General features: G+C 46.4%; 12 protein-coding genes. 5 read left to right on the top strand and 7 right to left on the bottom strand.

The genetic code is table 11. From position 1 onward, the window contains the following. Positions 1–113 precede the first annotated feature (113 nt). The 5 genes from acs to rpsP all read right to left on the bottom strand — a co-directional run bounded on the left by acs (position 114) and on the right by rpsP (position 4,364). Complete coding sequence (gene acs / locus E8M12_RS03150; protein WP_136734631.1) at positions 114–2,051, bottom strand: acetate--CoA ligase; 1,938 nt, start codon at positions 2,049–2,051, stop codon at positions 114–116. A gap of 360 nt (positions 2,052–2,411) precedes the next feature. Beyond that, complete coding sequence (rplS, locus tag E8M12_RS03145) at positions 2,412–2,762, bottom strand: 50S ribosomal protein L19 (RefSeq protein WP_136734630.1); 351 nt, start codon at positions 2,760–2,762, stop codon at positions 2,412–2,414. Positions 2,763–2,790: 28 nt separating this feature from the next. After that, on the bottom strand, positions 2,791–3,540 hold the full coding sequence (trmD, locus tag E8M12_RS03140) for a tRNA (guanosine(37)-N1)-methyltransferase TrmD (RefSeq protein WP_136734636.1): 750 nt from the start codon (positions 3,538–3,540) through the stop codon (positions 2,791–2,793). Between the two features lie 19 nt (positions 3,541–3,559). Next, entirely contained in the window at positions 3,560–4,081 is a 522-nt protein-coding gene (gene rimM, locus E8M12_RS03135) for a ribosome maturation factor RimM (RefSeq protein ID WP_136734629.1), read from the bottom strand. A gap of 34 nt (positions 4,082–4,115) precedes the next feature. Continuing rightward, positions 4,116–4,364: a 30S ribosomal protein S16 gene (gene rpsP / locus E8M12_RS03130; protein ID WP_136734628.1), complete on the bottom strand. Its 249-nt coding sequence runs from the start codon at positions 4,362–4,364 to the stop codon at positions 4,116–4,118. 216 nt (positions 4,365–4,580) lie between these two features. On the opposite strand from rpsP, the gene E8M12_RS03125 reads away from it, so the two are divergent. Further along, positions 4,581–5,552: a DMT family transporter gene (locus tag E8M12_RS03125; protein ID WP_136734627.1), complete on the top strand. Its 972-nt coding sequence runs from the start codon at positions 4,581–4,583 to the stop codon at positions 5,550–5,552. 132 nt (positions 5,553–5,684) lie between these two features. On the opposite strand, the gene E8M12_RS03120 is transcribed toward E8M12_RS03125, so the two are convergent. Then, positions 5,685–6,797 carry a hypothetical protein gene (locus E8M12_RS03120; protein ID WP_136734626.1) on the bottom strand — a complete coding sequence of 371 codons (1,113 nt, stop codon included), beginning with the start codon at positions 6,795–6,797 and terminating at the stop codon, positions 5,685–5,687. A gap of 188 nt (positions 6,798–6,985) precedes the next feature. Next, positions 6,986–8,368, bottom strand: a complete 1,383-nt coding sequence (ffh, locus tag E8M12_RS03115) for a signal recognition particle protein (protein WP_136734625.1) — start codon at positions 8,366–8,368, stop codon at positions 6,986–6,988. A gap of 550 nt (positions 8,369–8,918) precedes the next feature. Between ffh and E8M12_RS03110 the strand changes: the two genes are divergently transcribed. From E8M12_RS03110 to E8M12_RS03095, 4 genes are all read left to right on the top strand, one after another. Next, a complete protein-coding gene (locus E8M12_RS03110; protein ID WP_136734624.1) occupies positions 8,919–10,190 on the top strand; it encodes an SO_0444 family Cu/Zn efflux transporter in 1,272 nt (423 codons plus the stop codon). 98 nt (positions 10,191–10,288) lie between these two features. Next, positions 10,289–11,083 (top strand): cytochrome C assembly family protein, encoded by a 795-nt coding sequence (locus tag E8M12_RS03105; protein WP_136734623.1) that lies wholly within the window; start codon positions 10,289–10,291, stop codon positions 11,081–11,083. 74 nt (positions 11,084–11,157) lie between these two features. Continuing rightward, positions 11,158–12,429, top strand: a complete 1,272-nt coding sequence (locus E8M12_RS03100) for an HlyC/CorC family transporter (RefSeq protein ID WP_136734622.1) — start codon at positions 11,158–11,160, stop codon at positions 12,427–12,429. A gap of 243 nt (positions 12,430–12,672) precedes the next feature. Next, entirely contained in the window at positions 12,673–14,313 is a 1,641-nt protein-coding gene (locus tag E8M12_RS03095; RefSeq protein ID WP_136734621.1) for a GMC family oxidoreductase, read from the top strand. Positions 14,314–14,364 lie beyond the last annotated feature (51 nt).

Below are 14,364 nucleotides of genomic sequence, written 5' to 3'. Positions count from 1 at the left end.
AAAACCAGAGCGAAGGACTCGGCTATGAAGCGTTATAAATTTGTGGGGATCCTACAGACTCTGACCCCTTGATTTTATAGCAAAAAGGCAGAGCGTCAGCTCTGCCTTTTCAACTACCGAATCAATCGATTCTCAATCAGCTCATCGACGGCGCCGGGATCGGCGAGGGTCGAGGTATCACCAAGGTTATCCAGCTCATTCTCGGCGATTTTACGCAGGATACGGCGCATAATTTTACCGGAGCGGGTCTTCGGCAGGCTCGGCGACCATTGCAGTAAATCTGGTTTGGAAAAACTTCCCAACTCTTTAGCAACCAAGTCTTTCAGCTCAGAATCCAGCCCTGCATCGCCCTGCTCGCCCTTCATCAGGGTTACATAGGCATACACACCCTGACCTTTGATGTCATGCGGATAGCCAACAACTGCCGCTTCAGAGACTTTTGGATGCAGCACAAGAGCGCTCTCAATTTCGGCTGTCCCTAAGCGGTGCCCGGAAACATTTAGCACATCATCGATACGGCCGATAATCCAGTAATAGCCATCCTTATCGCGCTTAGCACCATCACCAGCAAAGTAATAACCCGGATATTGAGAAAAATACGTCTCATAGAAACGTTGTTGATCGCCATACACGGTGCGCATTTGTCCCGGCCAGCTTCCGGTTAGTACCAGGCGGCCACGACATTCACCTTCAAGCTCATTGCCATCGGCATCTAAAATTGCCGGTTTGATCCCAAAGAAAGGCAGACCTGCTGCGCCCGGTTTCATCCCAGACGATCCGGGTAAGGTGGTAATTAACACACCGCCGGTTTCGGTTTGCCACCAGGTATCCACGATTGGGCAATTATTCTTACCAACCACTTCATAGTACCAATGCCAGGCTTCCGGGTTAATCGGTTCACCAACGGTACCGAGCAAACGCAGTGAAGATAAATCCTGTTTATTAACCAGCTCATCCCCTAATCCCATTAATGCGCGAATCGCGGTTGGTGCGGTATAAAACACATTAACTTTGTGTTCTTCAATGACCTGCCAAAAGCGTGATGCATCCGGATAGGTTGGTACGCCTTCAAACACTAAGGTTGTTGCACCATTAGCCAGCGGACCATAAAAGATATAGCTATGACCGGTGATCCAACCGGCATCAGCAGTACACCAGTAAATTTCGCCATCTCGATAGTCAAACACATATTTATGGGTCATCGACGCGTACAGGATATAACCACCGCAAGTGTGCAAAACACCTTTCGGTTTACCGGTAGAACCGGAGGTATAGAGAATAAATAAAGGGTCTTCAGCGTCCATGATTTCCGGTTCACAGAAAGAGTCGGCTTGTGCCATCGCCTGTTCATAATGAACATCAATTGCGGGATTCCAGTTAACATCTGCGCCAGTTCGCTCGACCACGATAACTGAATGAACATTCGGACAATCGGCAACGGCGGCATCGACATTATCTTTTAATGGGATAACCTTACCACCGCGCATACCTTGATCGGCCGTGATAACTACCTGGCAATCGGCGTCTAAGATGCGGGTTTTTATCGACTCAGTTGAAAAGCCGCCGAAAACAACGGAATGCACTGCGCCAATCCGGGCACAGGCCAGCATCGCATAGCCAACTTCAACGATCATTGGCATGTAAATACACACCCGATCGCCCTTTTTCACGCCTCGGCTTTTCAGGACATTGGCAAACTTGTTTACCTGATCGGATAACTCCTGATAACTGACATGGTGGCTATTACCGGGCTCATCGCCTTCAAAAATGATTGCAGTTTGACTGGCGCGCTCAGGCAAGTGACGATCGATACAGTTATAACTGACATTCAATTTCGCGCCCGCGAACCACTGAATTTGCGCCTGGTGATAGTCAACTTTGGAAACTTGTTCCCAGGGCTGGTACCAGTCGATAAATGTATTGGCCTGCTCCGCCCAAAACTCGTCGGGTCGCTCAATCGACTGCTGATACATCTGCTTATAATCATGTTCACTAAGATATGAATGGGCTTTGGCTTTGTCGCTCACCGGATAAAAAGGTTTTAATTCCATGGTCTTCCCGCTAAAAATCATTTGTTTTTTTAATAATCCATTCAACAGCTTCCATATAACTTATTGTTGCTATTGAAATTCCCCAACACTCAACGATTCAAAAATCGGGGTTTTATGATTTAACTAATAAAGGATAATCAGTATAAACACAAGATGACAACGTTGTCATTATTTTATCGGTAAACTCGAATTTGATTCAAAAAGCGGTGAAAATGGCAACCTAAGGCTTGCCTTGCGTCGTTGACGGGAAAGAAATTTGTTAGAAGTTTTAACTTAACCAATATACTGGAGCAACATATATAATCACGTACAAAAAAGCCCGCATCAATGCGGGCTTTTTCAGAAGCGATTAAGTAATGATTACTTAGCCAGCTTTTCTTTGATACGCGCTTTCTTACCAGAAAGTTCACGTAGGTAGTAAAGCTTAGCTTGACGCACATCACCGCGACGCTTAACAGCGATTTCTGCTACTAGCGGGCTATGTGTCTGGAATACACGCTCTACGCCTTCACCGTTAGAAATCTTACGAACGGTGAAAGATGAATGCAAACCACGGTTTTTCTTAGCGATTACTACACCTTCGAAGGCTTGAAGACGTTCTTTGTCACCTTCTTTTACTTTAACTTTAACAATTACAGTATCACCAGGTGCAAACGCTGGTACGTCAGTTTTCATTTGCTCTTGTTCGAGCTGCTTAATGATATTGCTCATAATTATACCTTTTGTCTAGAATACACTGCTAGTTATTGCCGGATTGATGCTTCGCTTTAATCTCGCTTAACATTTTTTCCTGCTCATCAGTCAGAGCTAGATCTGTCAATAATTCAGGACGTCGTAACCAGGTTCTTTCTAGAGACTGCTGTAATCGCCACTTGCGAATACGTTCATGATCGCCACTTAACAAGACTTTCGGTACCGATTTGTCATCCAGAAACTCTGGTCGGGTGTAATGTGGACAATCCAGTAAACCGTCAGAAAATGAATCCTGTTCGGCCGATTGATTGTGCCCCAATACGCCAGGAACAAATCTCGCCAAAGCATCGATTACCGTCATCGCCGGAATTTCTCCGCCGCTTAACACGTAATCACCGATCGACCACTCTTCGTCGATATCCGACTCGATTAATCGCTCGTCTATGCCTTCATATCGCCCTGCAATCAGGACAATATTCTTGTGCTGCGATAATTCACGTACGCCTGCTTGATCCAGTCTACGTCCCTGCGGTGACAAATATATCACATGGGCATCGCCACCCGCCGCTGCCTTGGCAGCATGGATAGCATCACGCAGTGGTTGCACCATCATCAACATTCCCGGACCACCGCCATAAGGACGATCATCAACGGTACTGTGTTTATCATGGGCGAAGTCTCTTGGATTCCGGGTATGGAACTCAATCAACCCGTTGCGTATTGCCCTGCCTGTCACCCCAAACTCGGTAATAGCGTTAAACATTTCAGGAAAAAGGCTTATCACCTCTAACCGCATTGTCTCATTAGCCATCGAGTTAGAAACCTGGGTCCCAGTCCACGTCAATTTGTTTATTATCAAGTGATACGGATTTGATCACCTGATCTTCCAAATAAGGAATTAACCTTTCTTTTTTGCCAAACGCATCATTGCGGTTAGCTTTAACAACCAAAACGTCATTGGAGCCTGTTTCCATGATGTCGGCCACTTTACCAAAGTTATAACCTTGTTCATTGACCACATCCATACCAATTAAATCACGCCAGTAAAACTCACCTTCCGGTAATTCTGGTAACTGCTCATCGGATACGATAATTTCGGCACCGGTGCGCAATTGTGCGTCATTTCTGTCATTGGTATCGGTAAACTTGGCAATCAAACCATTATTATGGCGTCGCCACTCACTTACTTCGACATTTTGCTTGTTGCCACCCAGATTCAGAATCCAGGGGCTATAATCGAAAATTGCTTCTGGCTCTTCGGTAAACGAATGGATCTTCAACCACCCTTTAATGCCGTAAACAGCACCGATTTTTCCGAGGATGATTTCTTTTTCCATAACCTTGCCCAGTAACAATTATTTGATAAATCGATTAAGCCGCAGCTTGTGCGTCTTTAACCAATTTAGCAACACGATCAGATAAGTTTGCACCTTGACCAACCCAGTGGTTGATACGGTCCAGGTCTAAACGAAGTTTTTCCGCCTGACCTTGTGCAGTTGGGTTGAAGAAGCCAACTTTCTCGATGAAACGACCATCGCGAGAGTTGCGGCTATCAGCAACAACTACTTGGTAAAATGGGCGCTTTTTGGCGCCGCCACGTGCTAAACGAATGGTAACCATACCGTCCTCTATTTAATAAGTTGTAAAACGATTTCCAGACACTTTCTCACCACAGGGGTAAGAAAAGCTCGCAGATTTTACGCTTTTACTGAGAAAAAGCAACCTTAATGAACATATTCGAACAAATTTCTAACGAAATACAAGCTATTCCCAACGAACTGGGCTAGAATCTCCGGCCTTGATTTCCTTGTTCAGTTTTTCAGCGAAATACATACGATGGTCGCTCATTCGCAAGACAATATTAAAGGGCTGATGCTCGCCTTAATTACCGCCATTATGTGGGGACTACTGCCGTTAGTCCTACGTACTGTCCTTGAGTTAATGGATGCTTACACCATTACCTGGTATCGATTTCTGTTCGCTGCAATACTGGTCGGCTTTAGTTTAAAACATAAGAATAAGATCCCGGCGCTGTTCACTGTCGATAAATCATGGCTGAAACCACTAACGATAGCCGCCGTATTTCTTAGTTTTAATTATATTCTGTACTTATCATCCCTGTACTTTGTACCGGCAGAAACGGCGCAGATGTTAATCCAGATGGCGCCGCTGATGATGCTATTAGGCAGTGTAATCTTCTTAAAAGAGGCATTTTCGCGTGGCCAGATGGTCGGCTCGTTTGTACTCATTACAGGTCTGGTGATGTTTTTCAATCAACAGTTCAGTCAATCTGCGGCTCTGGCTCGCGAAGATTTTCTGATGGGGTTTGTGATCATGCTTGGCGCGTCACTAACCTGGGCTGTCTATGCAATTATGCAAAAGCAAATGCTGAAGAAGTTTTCCTCGACCCAGATCATGTGGGTGATTTATGTTCTGAGCAGTTTCTTCTTTTTGCCAGTATCAAGCCCAATGCAAATTGCCAGCTTTGATTGGATTGCGCTAATGTTATTACTGTTTTGCTGCGCCAATACGCTGATTGCCTATGGTAGTTTTGCCAAGTCACTGGAATTCTGGCCCGCATCAAAAGTCAGCGCCGTGTTGGCAATCACGCCACTGTTAACGGTATTGTTTGCGACCATAGCTGAGCAGTTATTTCCGCAGCATGTCACCGCCCAGTCGTTAAATACCCTAGCTTATATCGGTGCGGTACTGGTAGTGAGTGGTTCCATACTCACCGCCTTGGGCAATAAAATTCTTAGCCGAGACCGAGTCACCCAGGTAAAGAATCGGTTACTAAGAAAAGGCTGACGGGTAAGTTCGCCAAAAAAAGCTGCGTTGTAACCCCTGATAATCAAAAAAGGCTAGCTCCTCAGTAGCTAGCCTTTCCTTTTATGTCTAAGCGATGCTCACAACAAATAATAAGTGGGCACTCGTTAATCTCTAATCAACCAAGTCTAAATAGACGGGATGCGATGACAATGCTTTTAAGGACCCTTTTAACGAGAAGGTATAGCCGCATAAGCCAAAGTTGCCGCGATTGGCGAGTGATTCAACCAGGGTATGAGTATCCAGCGGTGAAAAGTTAGCAAAATAATCGCCGCCATTTTCTACCGTAACATTCAAGGCTCGAATTTTATCGCCATTATTAAATTCAACGAACTGACAGGTATCGTCACCGGTGGCCGAAGCCAGCGACCAGATTTCACCATCTCGCTGAATATCAGCTTGCCAGTGAACAATCAGGCCATTGTGTTCATTGAGCAACAGGTAAAAATCATCCGGCATTGCCAGGCGATGATTACGTTCGCTGTGTTGACTTGCCATCACCGGCATCATTAATGCGGCGGTCTCTGTTGGTGATTGCTCTCCTGCAGGCAGATATGGCCAGGCCAGCGCAGTAGCAATACAAAGGCTCAGGGTTGTCCCCAGGCTCCAGCTCAGTTTACGATGTTGACTAAACCACTGATACAAATCCTGGCGCCATTGGGCAATTTCGGAAACCTGTTGCCTGGCCAGACGCTGGGCATATTCATCCTGTGGATTTTGCGCCATTGACTCCTGATACGGATGTGCTGAATTCGTCTGGGCAAATAACACAGGCTCAACCCGGGCATTTAACGGCCGACTTGATACTTTTTCCGTGCTTGCAAATGCTGACAAATCGATAGGACCAACATAACCCAGCCCGTAGCGCTGATGATCTTTTGCAGGCAGGCTAAACAGGTAAAGGCCGACAAATACCACCATTAATAATGGCGAGTATGCCCCCCAATGTGGCGTGATTAACGGTAACAAGGTTGGCAATAACAAGGACAACCCGGTAAGCCCGACGAAGAGCCATACCAGGCCAATCTTTCTACCGGCATCGCGCACCCGTCGCATGGTTGTGCAAAACACCATCACTACGCTCGGCACGGCCCAGATCAGTTGCGCCCACCAGGCGGTAAACAGATTACTGGCAAGGATGAAAAACAATAATAGTGTCGAAGTTACAATCGCCAGGAAGCGTTCGCCATTATCCCGGCCTAATAAACAGGTTAGAGACTTAATCAAATGCACGGTTTGCCACGCCTTTTGTTCTTTTCAGATGAGTGTGGACGCGTTATCAGGAAATCGGTAAGCGCCATATGCTCTGAATATACCTTAAAAAAAATTAAGAAAAAACCGAAGCGATGCACTTCGGTTTTAATTTATCAGGATGCCGAGTCAAACCATGAGTCGACATCTTGAAATTTATATCGTTAGCGGCGGAACATGCCTCCGCCTCCGCCCATGCCTGGTGGCATCATGCCCTGCATGGAGCGCATCATTTTCTGCATTCCGCCTTTGCCTGACATCTTCTTCATCATTTTCTGCATCTGCGTAAATTGCTTCAGCAATTTATTGACGTCCTGAATCTGAGTGCCGGATCCGGCTGCGATACGACGCTTACGTGATCCCTTGATAATGTCCGGACGCTGGCGCTCGGCTGGGGTCATGGAATTAATGATGGCTTCCATACGTACCGTCATTTTATCGTCAAGCTGACCTTTTACCTGATCCGACATATTGCCCATACCTGGCAATTTATCGAGTAGTCCCATCATGCCACCCATGCTCTTCATCTGCACCAGTTGCTCACGGAAATCTTCTAAATCGAAGCCTTTGCCGCTTTTCACTTTTTTGGCCAGCTGCTCGGCTTTTTTCTTATCGACTTTTTGCTCAACTTCCTCGATCAGTGACAATACGTCACCCATACCAAGGATTCGGGAGGCAACACGATCCGGGTGGAAAGGCTCCAACGCGTCAGTTTTCTCACCAACACCAAGGAATTTAATTGGCTTGCCGGTAATATGACGAATCGATAGCGCCGCACCACCACGGGCATCACCGTCGGTTTTGGTGAGGATGATCCCGGTAAGTGGCAGTGCATCATTAAATGCTTTCGCCGTATTGGCAGCATCCTGACCGGTCATCGCATCGACAACAAATAAGGTTTCTACCGGATCGACATTTTTATGAAGCTGTTGGATCTCATCCATCATTTCGCCGTCGACATGCAAACGACCGGCGGTATCGACCAACACCACATCAAAAAATTGTTTTTTTGCATGCTGGATTGCAGCATCGGCAATGGCGACCGGTTTTTGCGAGATATCACTCGGGAAAAACTCAACGCCAATTTCTTCCGCCAGAGTCTCAAGCTGTTTGATCGCAGCCGGGCGATAAACATCGGCACTGACGACAAGAACTTTCTTCTTCTCGCGCTCTTTTAAAAACTTAGCCAGTTTACCCACTGACGTGGTTTTACCTGCACCCTGCAGGCCTGCCATTAGCACAACGGCTGGTGGTGTGGCTTTTAAATCCAGTGCTTCATTGGCACTGCCCATCGCCGCTTCAAGTTCGCTGCGTACGATTTTGACAAAGATCTGCCCAGGGGTCAGACTTTTCGTTACTTCCTGACCGACCGCGCGCTCTTTTACATTGGCGATAAATTCACGAATTACCGGCAGAGCAACATCTGCCTCCAAAAGGGCCATACGCACTTCACGTAACGTATCTTTAATATTGTCTTCTGTCAGACGACCTCGACCGCTGATATTTTTCAGCGAACGGGTTAATCGATCGGAAAGATTTTCAAACATGGGTTACCCAAACTTATCATTGGTAGCATTACAGTTTTATGCTGCCATTATACCGTGACGACACAGAAGCGAAAGTATATTGTTTCACCTGTACCCGGTTCTTCGGTTATTTTCACTAGGGGGCTGTTGATCTTTAATGGTTAATAGCAATACATCTACACTTATTGTGACAATTTCGTTCATTAGCGGCCTGCTATTGAATAATATTTCATCACGAAAGGTCAACAGCCCCCAGAATACGACAATTCACGCTTAGGTTGCACCGATATTACATTTTCCTTACGATCTAACCAGATAATACCAATCATATTAAATTATTGCTCACTCAGTGAGAATTTAAAGGCGTTTAGACAAGGCTTTGATTGCAGAGAATGGTCATTCCATTGTCAAAATCAGTAACGCCGGATAAACGCCTTTAAAAATCACCCGAAGGGAGTTTATCAGAGGCCCATTTACGGCCCTAACTCTGAGTTGTGCACAAACTTAGTATGATTGGTATAACTGCGGTACAATTGAAACCGATAATATTAACCCAAGGTAGCATGTCGAAATGGAAACCCTGCAGCTGTTAATCAACAATTTCATCGCCATCATCAACGAGGCAAGCCCCTGGTTGCTGCTGGGTTTGATTATTGCTGGCTTGATGAAAGCTTTGGTCTCTACGCAGGTATTGAGTAAGCACCTCGGCCAGGGAAAATCAGCCGTGGTCAAAGCGGCATTTATCGGTGCCCCCTTGCCTCTTTGTTCTTGCGGGGTGATTCCGGTCGCTACCCAGTTACACCGCTCTGGCGCGTCGTCGCCGGCGACCTCATCATTTTTGGTAGCAACTCCTGAAACCGGTGTCGACTCAGTTTCGGTCTCCTATGCGTTACTTGGACCGGTAATGGCGATTTACCGTCCCATTGCCGCAATCACATCGGCAATATTTACCGGTTTTTTGGTGGCTCAAGGAACAAAAAAGCATACACAAAAGGCTCAGTCATTGCGGTCAGTAAAAGACGACAAAACATGCTGCAGTAGTCATTCAACTCCACAAGGCGCCTCTCAACCGACGCATCAGCTAAACGATGTTTCCAACGTTAATTCAAGCGATGATTCGAACAATAAATCCCATTGTGCAACTACAGTGACTAACGGTAACACAGAAATCAAGCTGGCGCCTTGTTGCGGCACATCAACCATCAGTACAGCAGCAATGAACGAGGATAACTGTTGTGCGACAACAACGACCGTATCTTCGCAATCATCAGCTACCACGAGTGATGCGATGGCCGGCATTTTTACTAAGCTGGGGACTGGCGTTCGTTATGCGTTTACCCAGTTACTGGATGATTTAATACTCTGGTTGTTCATCGGTTTGCTCTTTGCTACCGTTATTCGTACCTTTCTACCAACCGACTTCCTCCTGCAATATGGCAGCGGTATCATCGCGATGCTGTTGATGATCCTGATTTCAGTGCCTATGTATATCTGTGCCACGGCCTCAACACCGTTAGCCGCAGGTTTGATTATGGCCGGTATCTCACCGGGTACAGCGCTGGTATTTATGATGGCGGGACCGGCAACGAATATCTCTACCTTAGGGGTGATTCGCAATGAAATGGGCGCGCGGGTATTGTTTTTTTACTTAACGGGTATCGTCATATCATCCATCACCTTTGGCTTGTTGCTCGATGCCTGCCTGGCATATTTTAATATCAATATTTTTGAGCAGATGAGCCACAGTCATCAACTGTTACCAACCTGGTTTGCCAGCACCTGTTCAATCCTGTTAATCGTTTGTGCCATCAAGCCACTGCGCATGCGGCTATTGAATCATTAATTTCCCGTAGAATTGCCGTTCGTTTCTGGTAGTATTGGTGACAACATTCTGAAATCATTCAGTTAACAATAATTCCTGAGTTGGAGCAAACAAAGACCATGACTCCGGTCCTCTCAATCATTACTGCCCTGTTATACCTGGCTGCGGCGATTACCGTATATAGCCGCCTGTTTAAAGCCCAGGGTCCTAACCCAAAACTGTTTTTCTCCCTGGGGTGTGCGGCCATTGTTTGTCATTGTGTGTTGCTTAGCGGATTAATTTTTTCCCAGTCACAGGTTAACTTCAGCCTGTTTAATGTTACCTCACTGGTTTCCCTGATTATTGCTTTATCCGTGACGGCGTTGTCATTACGGGCGAAGATCAATTTGATCTTACCCGGGGTTTACACCTTTGCTGGCTCATTTTTAGTGATCACCTCGCTGATTCCGGATACTCATGCCCTGGCGATAGACCCGTCTAAGTTGATTCTGGTATTGCACATCAGCCTGGCATTACTGGCATTTGGCGTTCTGGTGATTAGCACCCTGTTTGCGATCCAGGTCAACTTTATTAACTACAAACTCAAAAGTAAAAACATTAATGCCGTCAACCATTTGCCCCCACTAATGCAAGTTGAAGCGCAGTTGTTCCGGTTGTTGATTACTGGCGTGGTATTACTGATTGCTTCTCAATTTTTAGGTGGCCTGTTTATCGATAACTTTTTTGCCAAAGATAATCTGCATAAAACCGTATTATCATTGGTGGCCCTGGCACTGTACGTGGTTAGCTTATGGGGACATTTTCAGCTGGGTTGGCGTGGTCATCGCATTATGATTTTAACCATTATCGCGACGGCGATCCTGACCTTATCCTACTTTGGCAGTAGATTTGTCAAAGAGTTTCTTTTATCGTAGGCGTTCAGGTTTGATTACTGGTAGAATACCCGTCAATTACCTGACTATCTGTTAAGCAATATAGGACCCCCTTTTTGGACGATATCTCTACAAGTATGCTGTTTGCGATACTTGCTGTATTAATTCTGCTGTCTGCTTATTTTTCAAGTTCCGAAACCGGTATGATGTCCATCAACCGCTACCGTTTAAAGCATCTAGAAGAAAATGATCACAAAGGGGCAAAGCGCGTCAGTGGTATGCTCAAGCGACCGGATCAGCTCATTGGCCTGATCTTAATTGGAAATAACCTGGTTAATGTTTTCGCCTCCATTATTGCCGGTCAGATTGGTGCGCGATTATTAGGTGTCGGTGGAGAGTTCACTGCCGGTTTAGTATTAACCATGGTCATCCTTATTTTTGCTGAAGTAACGCCGAAAACCCTGGCTGCCCTGCATCCCGAAAAAGTCGCATTCCCCAGCTCTATCATTCTTAAAGGATTATTAAAGCTATTCTATCCGGTGGTGGTAGCGGTTAACTGGATCACCAACGGTATCCTGATTTTATTACGTATCAGCCCGGAACAACGCGAACAACATAGCCTGAGCTCGGAAGAGTTGCGTACTGTCGTAAACGAGTCGGCGGCATTATTGCCAGCAAAAGATCAGGACATGCTGGTCAGCATACTCGATCTTGAGAAAGTCACGGTCGAAGATATTATGATCCCACGTAATGAAATTCAGGGGATCGACATCAATGAAGACTGGAAAGTCATCCAGAAGCAATTGACACAGGCCAGTCATACACGGGTAATCCTGTACCGCGATAACATCGATGATGTGGTCGGTTATGTGCATATGCGCGATGCGGTAAAGTTATTGTCCAAACGTCAGTTTACCAAAGCGTCGCTGTTGCGGGCCGTAAAGGAAATGTACTTTATTCCGGAGAGCACCCAACTCAATGTTCAGTTGCTAAAATTTCAACGGGCAAAAGAGCGCCTTGGCCTGGTTGTCGATGAATACGGCGATATCCAGGGGCTGGTAACGCTGGAAGATATTCTCGAGGAAATCGTTGGCGATTTCACCACGACCCTGACACCGGCGCCCAGCGAAGAAGTTCACAAACAGCCGGACGGCAGCTACCTGGTCGATGCCAGTGCCAATATCCGTGATATTAATAAAGAAATGGACTGGAATTTCCCGACCGACGGTCCGAAAACTTTGAACGGTCTTATCCTGGAATATATGGAAGAAATCCCGCAGCCGAATATCAGTATGCGAATTGCAGGATATCCTATCGAGATCATTGAAGTCGATGGCAATATGGTGAAAACCGTACGCGTGATGATCGAGCATTTTCAGGAGCAGTAGCAGGAAGTGTTATGGTGGAAGGTGGGAGTGGAAGAAACTCCCGGCTTTTCCACCTCAGACTTCCACCTTAGACTTCCTCTTCCACCCCATACTCCCACCTTCCCTCTTTCCTAAACTCGATCAAAATAAACGAGAAGCTTGATACCAATTCCATTAAATTTCATACTGTTATTACGTTTCGGTGCATTCCTGAATAAACCAATACGGTTCAGTAAGCACTTACTTAATAGATATGTGTAACTTATGGATTACGATTTCATAATCATTGGCGGTGGCTCGGCAGGATGTGTTCTGGCAAATCGCTTGTCTGCGCGCAGCGATCTGAAGGTCTGTTTACTGGAAACCGGCGGACGTAATCAAAGCCCGCTCATTAAAACTCCCTTGGCAATTCCATTACTGTTTCGCATTCCTAAATATAATTATGGTTATGAAACGTTAGTGCAACCGAGTCAGGCAAACCGGCGCATCTATAATCCACGGGGGCGAGGGTTAGGCGGTTCAAGTGCGATAAATGCGATGTTGTATATTCGTGGTGATCGCCAGGACTATGACGACTGGGCGGCACAGGGTAATGAGGGCTGGAGCTATGACGAACTACTACCCTACTTTAAATCCATCGAGCACCAACAGCGCATTGAAGATGAATATCATGGTCAAGGTGGTGAACTCAATATTACTGACTCTCGCTCTAATCATCCGATTGGACAGGAATTTATCGATGCGGCTCTGTCTCTAGGCTACCCTTTCAATCCAGACTTTAACGGCAAGCAACAATCCGGCATCGGCCGTTATCAGGTAACTCAGAAAAATGGTCAGCGTCACAGCGCCGCCGATGCTTTTATTTATCCTCTACAACAAGCCTCTTCCCGCAAGAACCTGACCGTTCTTTCGTATAGCCGGGTAGAAAAGATATTATTCGATGGTGAACGTGCTACTGGTGTACGTTTTCAGCAAAATCAGTTGTTAGAATCGGACAAGGACAACAATAAAACCGTCGAGTTAAGAGCAACTAAAGAAGTGATTGTCTGCGCCGGAGCGATTCATAGCCCGCAATTACTGATGGTCAGTGGCGTGGGCCCAAAAGAGCAGCTCGATACCCTGCAGATCCCTATTGTTAAGGCGCTCGAAGGAGTCGGTAAAAACCTTCAGGATCACCCTGATGTTTGTCTGGTAAATCAGCAAAGCCGCAGCGATCTGATCAGTGCCCTACCGTCATCGTTGTGGTGGCTTGCAAAACACGCGGTCGAATATGTTCGACAAAAGCGTGGCATCTTTACCACTTCATTGGTCGAAACCGGAGGCTTCATTGCTTCCAAGGGGCTGGATCATCGCCCGGATATACAGTGGCAGTTTATCGCCGGTGCTATGGACGATCATGGCCGTAACCTGAAAATGTATGGTGTCCAGGGTACCACATTACACACCTGCATCCTCAGGCCTAAAAGTCGGGGGGAGATCCGCCTGATGTCGGCCGATATCGCCACGCCGCCGGTTATCGATTCAAAGATGCTAACCCACCCGGATGATATGGCACTGATGATAGAAGCGGTCAAATTATCCCGGCAGGTGCTGTCACAGCCGCCTCTGTCAGCGAAAAATGTCAAAGAAATATTTCCTGGTGAGCAGGTACAAAGCGATGAGCAGATAGCCAACTTTATCCGCGAAAAAAGTAACAATATTTATCACCCGGTCGGTACCTGTAAAATGGGTAATGATGATATGGCCGTTGTTGATTCGACCCTTAAAGTGCGGGGGCTGAGCGGCTTGCGAGTCATAGACGCATCGATTATGCCTACCCTTGTCAGTGGCAACACCAACGCGCCGACCATGATGATTGCCGCTAAAGGCGCAGACTTGATTCTGGCTGACTACCCAGAAGGTTAGCAGCCAGGAAATTAAAGGTGAAAGCTAACTCTTACAGCTTATAGCTTATAG

The sequence above is a fragment of the Thalassotalea mangrovi genome (assembly GCF_005116735.1).
In the GTDB taxonomy this organism is placed as follows: domain Bacteria; phylum Pseudomonadota; class Gammaproteobacteria; order Enterobacterales; family Alteromonadaceae; genus Thalassotalea_A; species Thalassotalea_A mangrovi.
This window is presented reverse-complemented; position numbering and strand designations above follow the sequence as displayed.